This window comes from Pseudomonas sp. UMAB-40 (genome assembly GCF_900095275.1).
Taxonomy (GTDB): Bacteria; Pseudomonadota; Gammaproteobacteria; order Pseudomonadales; family Pseudomonadaceae; genus Aquipseudomonas; species Aquipseudomonas mandelii_B.
This window is the reverse complement of sequence record NZ_LT607570.1, coordinates 87,792-102,541: the sequence shown is the minus strand read 5'-3', so window position 1 is coordinate 102,541 and position 14,750 is coordinate 87,792. Positions and strand designations below refer to the sequence as shown.

Here is a 14,750-nt window from a genome sequence, read left to right as displayed (position 1 = left end):
TGCTTAGCAATGTCTGACGGATGTGCTAGGGAATTGAAATGAAAACGTAGAGAAAGCCATGTCCGACCACGATATTTTGAGTGATGCCGAGCGCGAGGCGCTGAGTGCGATCATGCTCGAACCCGATTTGCCGCCGCAGCGTGTGCTGATCGTCGACGACGATAAAGATGCACGGGAGCTGTTGTCAGAGATTCTTGGTCTGGACGGTATCCGCTGCATGACCGCAGCCAGTGGCGAAACCGCACTCAAGATGTTGAGCGAGAAACCCGCGATCGGCCTGGTGATTACCGATCTGCGCATGGGGCACATCGATGGCTTGGAGCTGATCCGCCAGGTGCGTGAGTCGGTTAGGGCGGCAATGCCGATCATCATTGTTTCCGGCGACGCCGATGTGCAAGACGCGATTGCCGCCATGCATTTAAGCGTGGTCGACTTCCTGCTCAAACCTGTCGATACCGGCAAGCTGGTGGCGCTGGTCAAGCATGAGTTGGGAATGGATGTGCAAGAACCGATTTGAAAAAAAAAGGCCCTGATCTTTCGATCAGGGCCTTTTTTATCCGGCGTCAGCGCTTAGTTACAGGCCATTGGCAGCCTTGAACTCGCGACGACGACGGTGCAAGACTGGCTCGGTGTAGCCGTTCGGCTGCTTCGTGCCTTCAACCACCAGTTCGACTGCCGCCTGGAAGGCGATGTTGCTGTCGAAGTTCGGTGCCAGCGGGCGATACAGCGCGTCGTTGGCGTTCTGGCGGTCAACCACCGGCGCCATGCGCTTGAGGCTTTCCATCACTTGCTCTTCGGTGACGATGCCATGACGCAGCCAGTTGGCGATGTGCTGGCTGGAAATGCGCAGCGTCGCACGGTCTTCCATCAGGCCGACATCGTTGATGTCCGGCACCTTCGAGCAACCCACGCCCTGGTCGATCCAGCGCACCACGTAACCGAGAATGCCCTGGGCGTTGTTGTCCAGTTCGTTCTTGATCTGTTCCGCGGTCCAGTCTGGATTGACGGCCAACGGGATGGTCAGGATGTCATCCACCGAAGCGCGGGCACGTTTGGCCAGCTCGGCCTGACGGGCGAACACGTCGACCTTGTGGTAATGCAGCGCGTGCAGCGCGGCGGCGGTCGGCGATGGAACCCAGGCAGTGTTGGCACCAGCTAGCGGGTGAGCGATTTTCTGTTCGAGCATCGCCGCCATCAGGTCGGGCATCGCCCACATGCCTTTACCGATCTGGGCACGACCTTGCAGGCCGGTGCTCAAACCGATATCGACGTTCCAATTCTCGTAGGCACCGATCCACTTCTCGGCCTTCATGTCGGCCTTGCGCACCATCGGGCCGGCTTCCATGGAGGTGTGGATTTCGTCGCCCGTGCGGTCGAGGAAACCGGTGTTGATGAACACCACGCGCTCGCTGGCGGTCTTGATGCAGGCCTTGAGGTTGACCGTGGTGCGGCGCTCCTCGTCCATGATCCCGACTTTCAGCGTGTTACGCGGCAGGTCGAGCACTTCTTCGATGCGACCGAACAGCTCGTTGGTGAACGCGGCTTCTTCCGGGCCGTGCATTTTCGGTTTGACGATGTAGACCGAACCGGTGCGGCTGTTCTTGCGCGAACTGTTGCCGTTGAGGCTGTGGATCGCCGCGAGGCTGGTGATCAGGCCGTCGAGAATGCCTTCCGGCACTTCGTTGCCGTTTTTGTCGAGAATCGCGTCGATGGTCATCAGGTGACCGACGTTGCGCACGAACAACAGCGAACGACCGTGCAGGCTCAGTTCCTTGCCATCGACACCGGTGTAGGTGCGATCAGCGTTCATGGTGCGGGTAAAAGTCTGACCGCCCTTGGAGACTTCTTCCGACAGATCGCCCTTCATCAGGCCGAGCCAGTTGCGGTAGATCACCACTTTGTCATCGGCATCGACAGCAGCGACGGAGTCTTCGCAGTCCATGATGGTGGTCAGCGCGGCTTCCATCAGGATGTCTTTGATACCGGCAGCGTCGGTCTGGCCGACCGGGGTGCTGGCGTCGACCTGGATTTCGAAGTGCAGGCCGTTGTTTTTCAGCAGGATCGCGGTCGGTGCGGCTGCATCGCCGTGGAAACCGATCAGCTGGGCGTCGTTGCGCAGGCCGGTGTTGCTGCCGCCTTTAAGGGCGACCACCAGTTTGCCGTCCACGATCTTGTAGCCGGTGGAGTCGACGTGAGTGCCGGCCGCCAAGGGCGCGGCTTCGTCGAGGAAGGCGCGGGCGAAGGCAATCACTTTGTCGCCGCGAACCTTGTTGTAGCCTTTGCCTTTTTCCGCGCCGTCGGCCTCGCTGATGGCGTCGGTGCCGTAGAGCGCGTCGTACAGCGAACCCCAGCGGGCGTTCGAGGCATTGAGCGCGAAACGGGCATTCATCACCGGTACCACGAGCTGTGGACCGGCCATGCGGGCGATTTCGTCATCGACGTTTTGCGTCGTTGCCTGGAAATCAGCCGCTTCTGGCAGCAGATAACCGATGTCTTGCAAGAAGGCTTTATAGGCCACAGCGTCGTGTGGTTGACCGGCACGGGATTGGTGCCAGCCATCGATACGAGCCTGGAAATCATCGCGTTTGGCGAGTAGGGCTTTGTTCTTCGGCGCCAGGTCATGAATGACCTTGTCGGCACCGGCCCAGAACTTATCGGCGGTGAGGCCGGTACCGGGAATGGCTTCGTTGTTCACGAAGTCGAACAGGACTTTGGCGACCTGCAGGCCACCGACTTGAACGTGTTCAGTCATTGCTTGCCTCACTCTGCTCAGCTATTTCGCTTTTCAGCTCTTCAAATTAACAATGAAGCCTCTGGCTATTTAAACCACAAACCCCCTCCACCAGTACATGCCATTTCGGGCGGCTGGGATGGAACCGATCAACGGCTTTGAGGCCTTGCTGATAGGGCTTTCAGGGCTGCGAGTGTGCCTGTGGCAGACATCGATCCAACGTTATGTAGTGCGCGCTGCGGCATACTACATGATGAATTGCGCTTGTGAAAATTAGACTAATTACGTCGTTCTGCGACCCCATGACGCATTGCGGTCACGTCGGGGCACGGGATGTTCTCAAAAAACTATTGGATTGTTCCAGTTAAATATAAAAACTTGTACACATAATCTTTAATGCACTGCTATGGCGCTTAGCTTTTGTGGCGAGGGAGCTTGCTCCCGTTCAGCTGCGAGGCAGTCGCAAAATAAGCGAACGCGGTCTTTCTGGATCATTGCAGGAGGGCGCTCCGCGCCCCAGCGGGAGCAAGCTCCCTCGCCAAAGAAAAGCAGTGCCGGGCTGATTCCGGTCCCTTGCCTATACTTCTTTTTCTATAACAAAAGAGGGCTGCGCCATGGACCACCTCGTACTCACTGTTTTCGCTCCGGACAAGCCTGGGCAGGTCGAGCGCATTGCCCAATGCATTGCCGAGCATGGCGGTAACTGGCTGGAGAGCCGCATGTCGCGCATGGCCGGGCAGTTCGCCGGGATTCTTCGGGTGGGCGTGCCGGCCGAGGCCTACGATGAACTGGTCGATGCCCTGAAGGCGTTGTCCGCCCACGGCATTCGTGTGCTGATCGCCGAAAGCGGCATCGAGCAATCCTGCACCTGGAAACCGATTGCCATGGAATTGGTGGGCAATGACCGCCCGGGGATTGTCCGTGACATCACTCGCCTGCTGAGTGAACAAGGTGTGAACCTGGAGCGTCTGGTGACCGAAGTGCGTCCGGCACCGATGAGCAGCGAGCCGTTGTTTCACGCCGAAGCGATTCTGGCAGTGCCGCTGACCTTGTCGCTGGATGTCTTGCAGTCGCGGCTGGAAACCCTGGCCGACGATTTGATGGTGGAATTGGTGCTGCGCAGCGAACCCTGACAGGGTTATCCAAGTTAAACGTGCACCTGCCTGTGGATAACCTGTAGAGACAGCCCGCCAGCCCACGCCGGCCGGGCTTCTTCAAGATCTGATCAAAAAACCATCAGTTTCAACAAGTTGCGCACAAACGGCGGGGATCACGCTGTGGATAACCTTGGGAAGGATCCATGCAGGCCACGAAGGACGTGGCTCGCAGAGGTTTGTGTGTTTTTTGATCAGCTGCGGCGACGCATACTGATCACCGCATCGACGCTGTAAACCGCCAGGCCGGCCCAGATAAAGATAAACGCGACCAGCGTGCTGGACGACAAATGCTCGCCAAACAGCAGCACGGCTTGCAACAGCACCAGCGTCGGCGCCAAGTACTGGAGGAATCCCAGCGTCGTGTAGGGCAGATGCCGTGCGGCGGCGTTGAAACACACCAGGGGCACCAGCGTCACCGGCCCGGCCGCTACCAGCCACCAGGCTTCGGATGTGGTCCAGAACTCGGGTTGAGCACTCATGGCTGTCTGATTGAACAGCAGCCAGGCAATGGCAATCGGCACCAGCATCCAGGTTTCCACCACCAGGCCGGGCAGCGCCTTGACGGGCGCTTGCTTGCGGATCAGGCCGTAAAAGCCAAACGTCAGCGCCAGCACCAGCGACACCCACGGCAGACTGCCGACTTGCCAAACCTGTTGCGCCACACCGACCGCCGCCAGTCCTACCGCGATCCACTGCATCCGCCGCAGCCGCTCGCCGAGGATCAACATCCCCAGCAGCACGTTTACCAGAGGGTTGATGTAGTAACCGAGGCTGGCTTCGAGCATGCGCCCGTTGTTCACCGACCAGACGTAGGTCAGCCAGTTGGCCGCAATCAGTGTGCCGCTCAGGGCCAGGACCGCCAGGCGTTTCGGGTTGTCCCGCAGCTCCTGCCACCAGCCCGGATGTTTCCAGACCATCAGCAACAAGCCGCCGAACAATGCCGACCACAACACGCGGTGGATGATGATTTCTACGGCCGGCACCGAGGCGATGGCTTTGAAGTAGATCGGGAACAGGCCCCAGATAATGTAGGCACTCAGGCCCAGGATATACCCGCGACGCGGGTTGGCAGCTTGCATGCAGAATCCTTGCTTAGGCAGCTAACAAAGAGGGGATTGTAAGGAGATTTGTTTGCGGATGTCCTGCCTGATTAGGTTGGGCATTGTGAACACAATCCCTGTGGGAGCGAGCTTGCTCGCGATGGCGGTGTCTCAGCTTGCATCGATGTTGAATGTGCTGCCGTCATCGCGAGCAAGCTCGCTCCCACAGGGTTTTCGGTGTGTCAGAAGAGTTTCAGGGGTTCTTCATTCAGCGCAGACAGTTGCTCACGCAACGCCAACACCTGATCCCCCCAATACCTTTCACTGCCAAACCACGGAAAGCTGTGCGGGAACGCCGGGTCGTCCCAGCGGCGGGCGAGCCAGGCGCTGTAATGCATCAGGCGCAAGGCGCGCAGCGGTTCGATCAGCGCCAATTCACGTGGGTCGAAGTCGTGGAATTCGTTGTAGCCGTCCATCAATTCCGACAGCTGACCGAGGCATTCCTGACGATCCCCCGCCAGCATCATCCAGATGTCCTGCACCGCCGGGCCCATGCGACAGTCGTCGAGGTCGACGATGTGGAACATCTCGTCGCGGCACATCATGTTGCCGGGGTGGCAATCGCCGTGCATGCGGATGTTCTGGTGCGGCGTGGCCTTGTAGACCTCTTCCACGCGCTTGAGCAGGTCGCGGGCCACGGACTCGTAGGCCGGCAGCAGGCTCTTGGGGACGAAATTGCCTTCGAGCAAGGTGGTCAGCGAATCGTGACCGAAATTCTTCACGCCCAGTGCTTCACGGTGTTCGAACGGCTTGGTCGCACCGACGGCGTGCAGCCTGCCGAGCAGTTGGCCCAGGCGATACAGCTGATCGAGATTGCCCGGCTCCGGCGCACGGCCGCCACGGCGGGGGAACAGAGTGAAACGAAACCCGGCGTGTTCGTGCAGGCTGGCACCGTTGTGAATCATCGGCGCCACCACTGGCACGTCGCACTCGGCGAGTTCGAAGGTGAACTGGTGCTCTTCGAGAATCGCTTCGTTGGTCCAGCGTTGTGGGCGGTAGAACTTGGCGATCAGTGGCTCGGAGTCTTCGATGCCGACCTGATAGACACGGTTCTCGTAGCTGTTGAGCGCCAGGATGCGCGCGTCGCTGAGAAAGCCGATGCTTTCGACGGCATCGAGCACGAGGTCTGGGGTGAGGGTTGCAAACGGGTGGGCCATGCTGACTCCTGCGCGCAGCAGGCTGCCGCGTCCGGCCAAGCATGGTAGCGCAGACGGGGCGTCTTTAGTGTTAAGGCTTGAGTCGTGTGTTGTTTTGGCTGACGCCATCGCGGGCAAGCCCGCTCCCACAGTGATCTCCAGTGTTTGCCAAATAGTGTGCACACTCTGGAACCCTGTGGGAACGGGCTTGCCCGCGAAGAGGCCCGATCAGGCGCCGACGATCCCGCCATCCTCACGGGAAATCGCCATCACCGAAGACCGCGGTTTGCCATTGGGCAGATGCTCTGGGAACGTCGACCCGCCGTTCTCCCCCGGATGCTGGATCCCGACAAACAACGTCTTCTGATCCGGCGAAAAGCTGATCCCCGTGACCTCGCAGCCCACCGGCCCAACCATGAACCGACGAATCTCCCCGGTCACCGGGTCGGCACACAGCATCTGGTTGTTGCCCATGCCGGCAAAATCCCCGGCATTGCTTGAATCGCCATCGGTGAGAATCCACAACCGCCCGGCCTTGTCGAAGCCCAGGCCATCCGGGCTGTTGAACATGTTCTGTGGCGTGATGTTCGACGAACCGCCCTTCGGCGTGCCGGCGTGGACGCCCGGGTTGCCGGCGACCACAAACAGGTCCCAGGCAAAGCTTTTCGAGCCGTGATCGTCGCGGTCAGTGCGCCAGCGCAAAATCTGCCCGTAGACGTTCTTCTCGCGCGGGTTCGGCCCGCCCACAGGTTGGCCGTCCTCGCCACGCTTGGCGTTGTTGGTCAGCGTGCAATAGACCTGACCATCCTTGGGGCTGACGACAATCCATTCCGGGCGGTCCATGCGCGTGGCCTTCACCACGCTGGCCGCGAGGCGTGCGTGAATCAGCACTTCGGCCTGATCGGCAAAACCGCTGCTGGCGTCGATCCCGTTTTTACCGTGGGTCAGTTCGATCCATTCGCCCTTGCCTTTGGGGTGATCAGCGTTGCCGTCGCCCGCATCGAAGCGCGCCACGTACAAGGTGCCGTGGTCCAGCAGGTCGCGGTTGGCCTTGGGGTTTTTGTGGTTGATTTTGTCGCGGCTGACGAACTTGTAGATGAACTCGCCGCGCTCATCGTCGCCCATGTACACCACGGCGTGACCGTCATGGGTTTCAGCCAGCGCAGCGTTTTCATGTTTGAAGCGGCCCAGCGCGGTCCGTTTGACCGGCGTCGATTGCGGATCGAACGGGTCGATTTCCACGACCCAGCCGTGACGGTTGAGCTCGTTCGGATTTTTCGCCAGGTCGAACCGCTCATCGTGTTGATGCCAGTTGATCTCTTTGCTGGCCGCCACTGCGCCGTAGCGCTTCTGCGCGGCATCGAACTTCTGCTCGGCATTGCTGCTGCCGAAGCAATCGGTGAAGTTCTCTTCGCAGGTCAGGTACGTGCCCCACGGCGTCTTGCCGTTGGCGCAGTTCTGGAAGGTGCCAAGGACATTCTTGCCGTGCGGATCGGCGCTGGTTTTCACCAGTGCGTGGCCGGCAGCCGGGCCGCTCAGGCTGATCGGTGCGTTGCCGTGAATGCGCCGGTTGTAGCGCGAGCCCTGGACGAATTGCCACTGGCCGTTCTTGCGTTGCACTTCGATCACCGACACGCCTTCGCAGGCCAGTGCCTTGTGCACCTCTTGCGCCGACTGCGGCATGCCGCCGTGCGGATAGAGATAACGGTAGTTGGTGTATTCGTTGTTGATCGCCATCAGCGCCCGGTCTTTCTCACCCGGAAATTCGAACAGGCTCATGCCGTCGTTGTTGTCACCGAACTGGACTTCCTGCTGCTCGGCGGTGCCGTTACCGCTCGGGTCAAATGCCGGACCGTTCTTTTGCAGTGGCTGGCCCCAACTGATCAGCACCGAAGACTTGTAGCCCGGCGGCAGGGTGATGGCGTCGCTGGTGGCGGCGGGGATGCTGTCAAAACCCAACAGTTTGCTGGAGCCTGCGCTGACACTCGCGGCCAGCACGCTGCGGCTCAGCAGGTTGCCACCGAGGAACATGGCCGCACCGCAGAGGGCGCCGGCGCTGATGAAACCACGGCGACTTAGGCCGACCATTTTCTCGAGGTCGGTGGACTGGTTTTCTTCTAATAGGCTCACATCAGGCTCCCTGCTGGTTTTTGCAGCCACCTTAAAGAGCAATCATGAAGCTTATGTTTCAGAGCGGTGTACCAAGCAATACGTTGGACGGCGCAAACTGCACCCGCACCGGTTTGTCGGTGGCAAGACCCTGGCTTTTCAGGTGCTGCGGCTCGGCCAGCGCGCAGAGAGTCTGGCCGTTGGGCAGGCCAATGCGCACTTCGCTGGGGCCGTCTTGGGCGTCGAGTATTTGTTCGATGGTGCCATTCAGGACGTTGTTGCCCGGTGTTGCTTGTTGATCGATGCCCAGCAACTCCAGCCAACCGGCCTTGATCAGGGCCACGACTTCGGTGCCGGTCCCCAGCTCCAGGCGCAGGGTGCTGTCGTGCGTGATCTGCGCATCGAGGGTTAAGCCTTCGACCAGTTCGAGGCCAATCCGGTCGTTGTGCCCCTGGTTATCGATCGCGACGACCTTGCCGTGCAATTGATTGCGCGCGCTGGTTCTGAGCATCAGCCGACCGAGCAGGTCCAGGTCGCTGGCATCTTCGGCAGCTTCCAGTATCTGGGCCTGCAAGGCTTGCAGCTTTTGATAGAGGCGCAGCACTCGCTGGCCTTCGCTTGACAGCTTGGCGCCACCACCGCCCTTGCCGCCGACGCTGCGTTCCACCAGCGGTTTCTGCGCGAGGTTGTTCAGCTCATCGATAGCGTCCCACGCCGCCTTGTAACTCAGCCCCGCACTTTTCGCGGCTCGGGTGATCGAGCCCTGTTCGGCGATGTGCTGCAGCAACGCGATGCGCTGCGGGCGACGGACAATGTGCTGGGACAACAAGGTGGGCAAGGACATGGCGAGGCGCTTTGGGCTGTGGCGATGGGGAGGACGTTGGCGGCTGGAAGCCTGGGAGTCAAGTCAGCCCATTTTCCCTGTGGGAGCGAGCTTGCTCGCGATGAGGCCATCACAGTCACCATTGATATGTGTGATACACCGCCATCGCGAGCAGGCTCGCTCCCACAGGTTTTGTGCATGGCTTTACGTCAGTTTGCGTCACCGGGTTTGGGTGTGCGGGCCAGGCAATAAACATCGACCCGTGCCGCGCCCGCATCCATCAACAGGCGAGCCAGGGCCTGAGCCGTGGCACCGGTGGTCAGCACGTCGTCCACTATCGCCAGATGCCGACCCTTGATGGACGCATCAGGCCCCAGGGCAAAGGCATTGCGCAGGTTCTTTTTGCGCGCATCGGCATTCAGGTCCTGTTGCGCGCTGGTGTCCTGAATCCTCAGCAGCAGTTTTTCATCGCAAGGGATGTCGAGGCTGCTACTGAGCCAGCGGGCGAGCATCGCGGCCTGGTTGAAACCCCGTTGACGCAGGCGTTTTGCAGCCAGCGGAACAGGGACCAGAGCGTCGGGCCGATCAAGGTCCTCATCGAAGCGATGTTGCAGGAACTGCGCGAGAAGTTCGCCGAGAAGGCGGCCAAACGGCCACTTGGCGCTGTGCTTGAAGCGCGTGATCAATGTGTCCACCGGAAAGCTGTACGTCCAGGGCGCGGCGACCCGCTCGAAAGCCGGCGCCAGCTTTAAACAGGGGCTGCACGTCAGGCCCGACGCAGGCAAGGGCAGGGCGCAGGTCTGACAGTGATCGCCCAGCCAGGGCAGGTCGGTTTCACAGGCCATGCAGATGGGCCTGACGTCTTCGGTGGCTTCGCTGCAGAGCAAGCAGTGTTGGTTATTGTTTAACCAGATGTAAACCGGTCCTACGTATCGTGGTTGACAGCGCATCACTCTTCCTTAAATATGCCGAACATCCGTGTCGCGTCTGTGGGTATTCCCTTCCCCAGTCGCTTGCCAAGCATAAACAAGGAAACGCCCATGAGCGCCAGCACCTCTGCCACCCTGCGTCATGACTGGTCTTTGGCCGAAGTCAAAGCACTCTTCGTTCAGCCATTCAACGACCTGTTGTTCCAGGCGCAAACGGTGCACCGCGCGCATTTCGACGCCAACCGCGTCCAGGTTTCCACCCTGCTGTCGATCAAGACCGGCGCCTGCCCGGAAGATTGCAAATATTGTCCGCAGTCCGGTCACTACAACACCGGGCTGGAAAAAGAAAAACTGATGGAAGTGCAGAAGGTCCTCGAAGAGGCCGCTCGCGCCAAGGCCATCGGTTCGACCCGCTTCTGCATGGGCGCGGCGTGGAAACACCCGTCGGCTAAAGACATGCCTTACGTGCTGGAAATGGTCAAAGGCGTGAAAGCCATGGGCCTGGAAACCTGCATGACCCTCGGTCGTCTCAACCAGGACCAGACCGTTGCGCTGGCCGACGCTGGCCTCGACTACTACAACCACAACCTCGATACCTCGCCGGAGTTCTACGGCAGCATCATCACCACCCGCACCTACAGCGAGCGCCTGCAAACTCTGGCGTATGTGCGTGAATCGGGGATGAAGATCTGCTCCGGTGGCATCCTCGGCATGGGCGAGTCCCTCGATGACCGCGCCAATTTGTTGATCCAGCTGGCCAACCTGCCGGAGCATCCGGAATCCGTGCCAATAAACATGCTGGTGAAAGTTGCCGGCACGCCGCTGGAAAATGCCGAAGACATCGACCCGTTCGATTTCATCCGCATGCTCGCCGTCGCGCGCATCCTGATGCCGCAATCCCACGTGCGCCTGTCCGCTGGCCGCGAAGCGATGAACGAGCAGATGCAGGCCCTGGCGTTCTTCGCCGGTGCCAACTCGATTTTCTACGGCGAAAAACTGCTGACCACCGCCAACCCGCAGGCCGACAAGGACATGCAACTGTTCTCGCGCCTGGGGATCCTGCCGGAAGCGCGCGAAGAACACGCGGACGAAGTGCATCAGGCGGCCATTGAACAGGCACTGGTTGAGCAGAAGAGCAGCGAGCAGTTTTACAACGCGGCTGTCTGACCCGCCACAAATCCAATGTGGGAGCGGGCTTGCTCGCGAATGCGGAGTTTCAGTCACCATCCATGTTGGATGTGACGGCCCCTTCGCGAGCAAGCCCGCTCCCACACTGGGATTGGGTGCATACCCATATTGATCTTCGAGGCCTGCATGTCTTTCGATCTCGCCGCACGCCTTGCTGCCCGTCGTGCCGAAAACCTTTACCGCCAGCGCCCCCTGCTCGAAAGCCCTCAAGGCCCGGAAGTGGTGGTCGACGGTCAGCCGTTGCTGGCGTTCTGCAACAACGACTACCTGGGCCTGGCCAATCACCCACAAGTGATCGAAGCCTGGCGCGCCGGCGCTGCTCGTTGGGGCGTCGGTGGCGGGGCGTCGCATTTGGTCATTGGGCACAGCACGCCACATCATGAGCTGGAAGAAGCCTTGGCCGCTTTGACGGGTCGCCCGCGTGCGCTGCTGTTCACCACCGGTTATATGGCCAACCTCGGCGCGGTCACCGCGTTGATCGGGCAGGGCGATACGGTGCTGGAAGACCGCCTCAATCACGCTTCGTTGCTGGATGCCGGTTTGTTGTCCGGCGCACGTTTCAATCGCTATCTGCACAACGACGCGGCCAGTCTGGCCAAGCGGCTGGAGAAGGCCACCGGCAATACGCTGGTGGTCACCGACGGCGTGTTCAGCATGGACGGTGATATCGCCGACTTACCGGCGCTGGCCCGGGAAGCCAAGGCCAAAGGCGCGTGGCTGATGGTCGATGACGCCCATGGCTTCGGTCCGCTGGGCGCGAATGGCGGCGGGATCGTCGAGCATTTCGGTCTGAGCCAGGAAGACGTGCCGGTATTGGTCGGCACCCTTGGCAAGGCGTTCGGAACGGCAGGTGCCTTTGTGGCCGGGAGCGAAGAGCTGATCGAAAGCCTGATCCAGTTTGCCCGTCCCTACATCTACACCACCAGCCAACCGCCGGCCCTGGCCTGCGCGACGTTGAAGAGCCTCGAACTGCTGCGCACTGAACATTGGCGACGCGAGCATCTGAAAACGCTGATCCGCCAGTTCCGCCAGGGTGCCGAACAGATTGGCCTGGAGTTGATGGACAGTTTCACGCCGATCCAGCCGATCATGATCGGCGATGCCGGGCGTGCGGTTCGACTGTCGCAGATGCTGCGCGAGCGCGGGCTGATGGTCACGGCGATTCGTCCGCCCACCGTGCCCGCCGGCAGCGCCCGTCTGCGCGTGACCCTGACCGCCGCCCACAGCGAGGCGCAGGTGCAGCTATTGTTGAATGGACTGGCCGATTGTTTCCAACAACTTGGACCGGAGCCAAACCATGCGTGATCGACTGATTCTGCTGCCCGGTTGGGGCCTCGGAATTTCACCGCTGGAGCCTTTGGCGGCCGCCTTGCAGGGGCTGGATGAGCATCTGCGGGTCGAAATCGAGCCGTTGCCGGAACTGGAATCGAGCGAGCTCGAAGAATGGCTCGATGAGCTGGATTCGACGATCCCGCAGGACGTCTGGCTCGGTGGCTGGTCCCTCGGCGGCATGCTTGCGTCTGAACTGGCGGCGCGTCGTGGTGATCGTTGCTGCGGCTTGCTGACCCTGGCGAGCAACCCTTCTTTTGTCGCCCATGAGCAATGGCCGAGCGCGATGCACGGCGAAACCTTCGACGCGTTTCTCGCCGGTTGCAAGGCTGATCCGCGGATGACGTTGAAGCGTTTTTCACTCCTTTGCGCTCAAGGCTCGGAAGATCCTCGCGGGCTTTCGCGGTTGTTGCTCGGTGGGGCGCCGCATACCTCTGAAGCGGTGCTGATGAGCGGATTGGAAGTGCTCGCACAACTGGATACCCGCCAGGCGTTGCAGGCATTCCGCGGTCCGCAACTGCATTTGTTCGCCGGCCTCGACGGGCTGGTCCCGGCCGAAGCGGCCGGAGAACTTCTGGCCTTGCTGCCGGACGTCGAAATCGGTCTGATTGAACAGGCCAGCCATGCGTTTCTTCTGGAAGACCCCCACGGTGTGGCGGGGGCGATCCAGGCCTTTTTACACGAGTCCGGTGATGACTGATTTATCCCTTCCCAATCTGCCCGGCGGCTTGCCCGACAAGCGTCAGGTGGCGGCCTCCTTTTCCCGCGCGGCGGCGAGTTACGACAGCGTGGCCGAATTGCAGCGCGATGTCGGTAGCCAGTTGTTGAGTCGTTTACCGGGTGAATGTGTGCCGGGTGTCTGGCTGGATCTGGGTTGCGGCACCGGGCATTTCAGCCGGGCATTGGGCGAGCGATTTCCTGCAGGTCACGGACTGGCAATGGACATCGCCGAAGGCATGCTCAACCACGCCAGGCCTTTGGGTGGCGCCAGCCATTTCATCGCCGGGGATGCAGAGCGTTTGCCGTTGCAGGATTCGACCTGTGATCTGATCTTCTCCAGCCTGGCGGTGCAGTGGTGCGCGGATTTCGAGTCGGTGCTCAGTGAGGCGTATCGGGCCCTGAAACCGGGCGGGATTTTCGCGTTTGCTAGTCTTTGCGTAGGGACGTTGTTTGAGTTGCGTGACAGCTGGCGTCAAGTGGATGGCATGGTGCACGTCAATCGCTTCCGCGAGTTGGGCGTTTATCAACATTTGTGCGCGTCCAGTGGCTTGAAGGTGGTCAGCCTGCAAACCCGTGCGCATGTGTTGCATTACCCGGACGTGCGCAGCCTGACGCATGAACTCAAGGCGTTGGGCGCACACAATTTGAACCCCGGTCGGCCGGGCGGTTTGACCGGTCGGGCGCGGATCCTCGGCTTGGTCGAGGCGTATGAGCAGTTTCGTCAGGCCGAAGGATTGCCGGCGACTTATCAAGTGGTCTACGCCGTGTTGGAGAAACCCATATGAGCGCTGCTTATTTCATCACCGGCACGGACACTGATGTCGGCAAGACCACCATTGCTGCCGGCTTGTTGCATGCCGCACGGTCGGCGGGCATGAGTACGGCGGCGGGCAAGCCGGTCGCTTCCGGCTGTGATGTGACGCCCAAGGGGTTGCGTAATTCCGATGCGCTGGCGTTGCTGGCTGAGTGCTCACTGCCGCTGACTTATGCACAGGTCAACCCGGTGGCGTTCGAGCCGCCGATCGCTCCGCACCTGGCCGCGCGGGAAGCAGGTGTGGCGCTGACGGTGCAATCGCTGTTGACGCCGATGCTCGACATTCTCGACATGCTGGCGGATTTCACCTTGATCGAAGGCGCCGGCGGCTGGCGCGTGCCGTTGGCGGATCAGGACAATCTGTCGGACCTGGCAATGGCGCTGGGCCTGCCGGTGATCCTTGTGGTTGGGGTGCGCTTGGGCTGTATCAATCATGCGCTGCTGACGGCCGAGGCGATTGCCCAGGACGGTTTACAGCTGGCGGGTTGGGTGGCCAATATCATCGATCCGAAAACCTCGCGCCTGGAAGAGAACCTAGCGACTCTCGCCGAGCGGATTCCTGCGCCTTGTCTTGGACGAGTGCCGAAACTCAAATCGGTGACAGCAGAAGCGGTGGCGGAACATTTGCAGCTGGATTTGCTGGATTGAGGTTTTGCCTATGACAAGTCACTGTGCCATTAGTGTTTTTGTCGGGCCTTTTGCCATCATGTCTGG

General features: G+C 60.5%; 13 protein-coding genes. 7 read left to right on the top strand and 6 right to left on the bottom strand.

The genetic code is table 11. The features are described 5' to 3' along the window. Positions 1–58 precede the first annotated feature (58 nt). Positions 59–517 carry a response regulator gene (locus tag K0F88_RS24925; protein WP_219096961.1) on the top strand — a complete coding sequence of 153 codons (459 nt, stop codon included), beginning with the start codon at positions 59–61 and terminating at the stop codon, positions 515–517. Between the two features lie 57 nt (positions 518–574). Here the strand turns inward: K0F88_RS24925 and K0F88_RS24920 are convergent, their stop codons facing one another. Beyond that, positions 575–2,752 (bottom strand): malate synthase G, encoded by a 2,178-nt coding sequence (locus K0F88_RS24920; RefSeq protein ID WP_219096959.1) that lies wholly within the window; start codon positions 2,750–2,752, stop codon positions 575–577. A 593-nt stretch (positions 2,753–3,345) separates the two neighbouring features. Between K0F88_RS24920 and K0F88_RS24915 the strand changes: the two genes are divergently transcribed. Next, positions 3,346–3,864: a glycine cleavage system protein R gene (locus K0F88_RS24915; protein WP_094470306.1), complete on the top strand. Its 519-nt coding sequence runs from the start codon at positions 3,346–3,348 to the stop codon at positions 3,862–3,864. A gap of 215 nt (positions 3,865–4,079) precedes the next feature. Here the strand turns inward: K0F88_RS24915 and rarD are convergent, their stop codons facing one another. The 5 genes from rarD to K0F88_RS24890 all read right to left on the bottom strand — a co-directional run bounded on the left by rarD (position 4,080) and on the right by K0F88_RS24890 (position 10,006). Continuing rightward, the gene (gene rarD / locus K0F88_RS24910; protein WP_219096957.1) at positions 4,080–4,967 is read right to left on the bottom strand and encodes an EamA family transporter RarD; all 888 of its coding nucleotides are present in this window, start codon (positions 4,965–4,967) and stop codon (positions 4,080–4,082) included. Positions 4,968–5,170: 203 nt separating this feature from the next. After that, the gene (locus tag K0F88_RS24905) at positions 5,171–6,145 is read right to left on the bottom strand and encodes a serine/threonine protein kinase (RefSeq protein ID WP_219096955.1); all 975 of its coding nucleotides are present in this window, start codon (positions 6,143–6,145) and stop codon (positions 5,171–5,173) included. Positions 6,146–6,352: 207 nt separating this feature from the next. Next, positions 6,353–8,254 carry a PhoX family phosphatase gene (locus tag K0F88_RS24900; protein ID WP_219096953.1) on the bottom strand — a complete coding sequence of 634 codons (1,902 nt, stop codon included), beginning with the start codon at positions 8,252–8,254 and terminating at the stop codon, positions 6,353–6,355. 58 nt (positions 8,255–8,312) lie between these two features. Further along, positions 8,313–9,077: a TOBE domain-containing protein gene (locus tag K0F88_RS24895; RefSeq protein ID WP_094470310.1), complete on the bottom strand. Its 765-nt coding sequence runs from the start codon at positions 9,075–9,077 to the stop codon at positions 8,313–8,315. A gap of 188 nt (positions 9,078–9,265) precedes the next feature. Continuing rightward, complete coding sequence (locus K0F88_RS24890; RefSeq protein ID WP_094470311.1) at positions 9,266–10,006, bottom strand: ComF family protein; 741 nt, start codon at positions 10,004–10,006, stop codon at positions 9,266–9,268. A gap of 90 nt (positions 10,007–10,096) precedes the next feature. On the opposite strand from K0F88_RS24890, the gene bioB reads away from it, so the two are divergent. The 5 genes from bioB to bioD all read left to right on the top strand — a co-directional run bounded on the left by bioB (position 10,097) and on the right by bioD (position 14,684). Next, the gene (bioB, locus tag K0F88_RS24885) at positions 10,097–11,152 is read left to right on the top strand and encodes a biotin synthase BioB (RefSeq protein WP_219096951.1); all 1,056 of its coding nucleotides are present in this window, start codon (positions 10,097–10,099) and stop codon (positions 11,150–11,152) included. A gap of 147 nt (positions 11,153–11,299) precedes the next feature. Beyond that, positions 11,300–12,478: an 8-amino-7-oxononanoate synthase gene (bioF, locus tag K0F88_RS24880; protein WP_219096949.1), complete on the top strand. Its 1,179-nt coding sequence runs from the start codon at positions 11,300–11,302 to the stop codon at positions 12,476–12,478. Next, complete coding sequence (locus tag K0F88_RS24875) at positions 12,471–13,202, top strand: alpha/beta fold hydrolase (RefSeq protein ID WP_219096948.1); 732 nt, start codon at positions 12,471–12,473, stop codon at positions 13,200–13,202. Before bioF ends, K0F88_RS24875 begins: the two co-directional genes overlap by 8 nt. After that, entirely contained in the window at positions 13,195–14,007 is an 813-nt protein-coding gene (gene bioC / locus K0F88_RS24870; protein ID WP_219096946.1) for a malonyl-ACP O-methyltransferase BioC, read from the top strand. The genes K0F88_RS24875 and bioC overlap by 8 nt, the downstream gene beginning before the upstream one ends. Next, the gene (gene bioD, locus K0F88_RS24865) at positions 14,004–14,684 is read left to right on the top strand and encodes a dethiobiotin synthase (protein WP_094470315.1); all 681 of its coding nucleotides are present in this window, start codon (positions 14,004–14,006) and stop codon (positions 14,682–14,684) included. The genes bioC and bioD overlap by 4 nt, the downstream gene beginning before the upstream one ends. Positions 14,685–14,750 lie beyond the last annotated feature (66 nt).

Bases quoted from the DNA above. Each gene is read 5' to 3' on its own strand.
- K0F88_RS24895 (WP_094470310.1), bottom strand. From the start codon at position 9,077: ATGTCCTTGCCCACCTTGTTGTCCCAGCACATTGTCCGTCGCCCGCAG.
- bioB (WP_219096951.1), top strand. From the start codon at position 10,097: ATGAGCGCCAGCACCTCTGCCACCCTGCGTCATGACTGGTCTTTGGCC.
- K0F88_RS24890 (WP_094470311.1), bottom strand. From the start codon at position 10,006: ATGCGCTGTCAACCACGATACGTAGGACCGGTTTACATCTGGTTAAAC.
- K0F88_RS24920 (WP_219096959.1), bottom strand. From the start codon at position 2,752: ATGACTGAACACGTTCAAGTCGGTGGCCTGCAGGTCGCCAAAGTCCTG.
- bioD (WP_094470315.1), top strand. From the start codon at position 14,004: ATGAGCGCTGCTTATTTCATCACCGGCACGGACACTGATGTCGGCAAG.
- bioF (WP_219096949.1), top strand. From the start codon at position 11,300: ATGTCTTTCGATCTCGCCGCACGCCTTGCTGCCCGTCGTGCCGAAAAC.
- rarD (WP_219096957.1), bottom strand. From the start codon at position 4,967: ATGCAAGCTGCCAACCCGCGTCGCGGGTATATCCTGGGCCTGAGTGCC.
- K0F88_RS24875 (WP_219096948.1), top strand. From the start codon at position 12,471: ATGCGTGATCGACTGATTCTGCTGCCCGGTTGGGGCCTCGGAATTTCA.
- K0F88_RS24925 (WP_219096961.1), top strand. From the start codon at position 59: ATGTCCGACCACGATATTTTGAGTGATGCCGAGCGCGAGGCGCTGAGT.
- bioC (WP_219096946.1), top strand. From the start codon at position 13,195: ATGACTGATTTATCCCTTCCCAATCTGCCCGGCGGCTTGCCCGACAAG.
- K0F88_RS24905 (WP_219096955.1), bottom strand. From the start codon at position 6,145: ATGGCCCACCCGTTTGCAACCCTCACCCCAGACCTCGTGCTCGATGCC.
- K0F88_RS24915 (WP_094470306.1), top strand. From the start codon at position 3,346: ATGGACCACCTCGTACTCACTGTTTTCGCTCCGGACAAGCCTGGGCAG.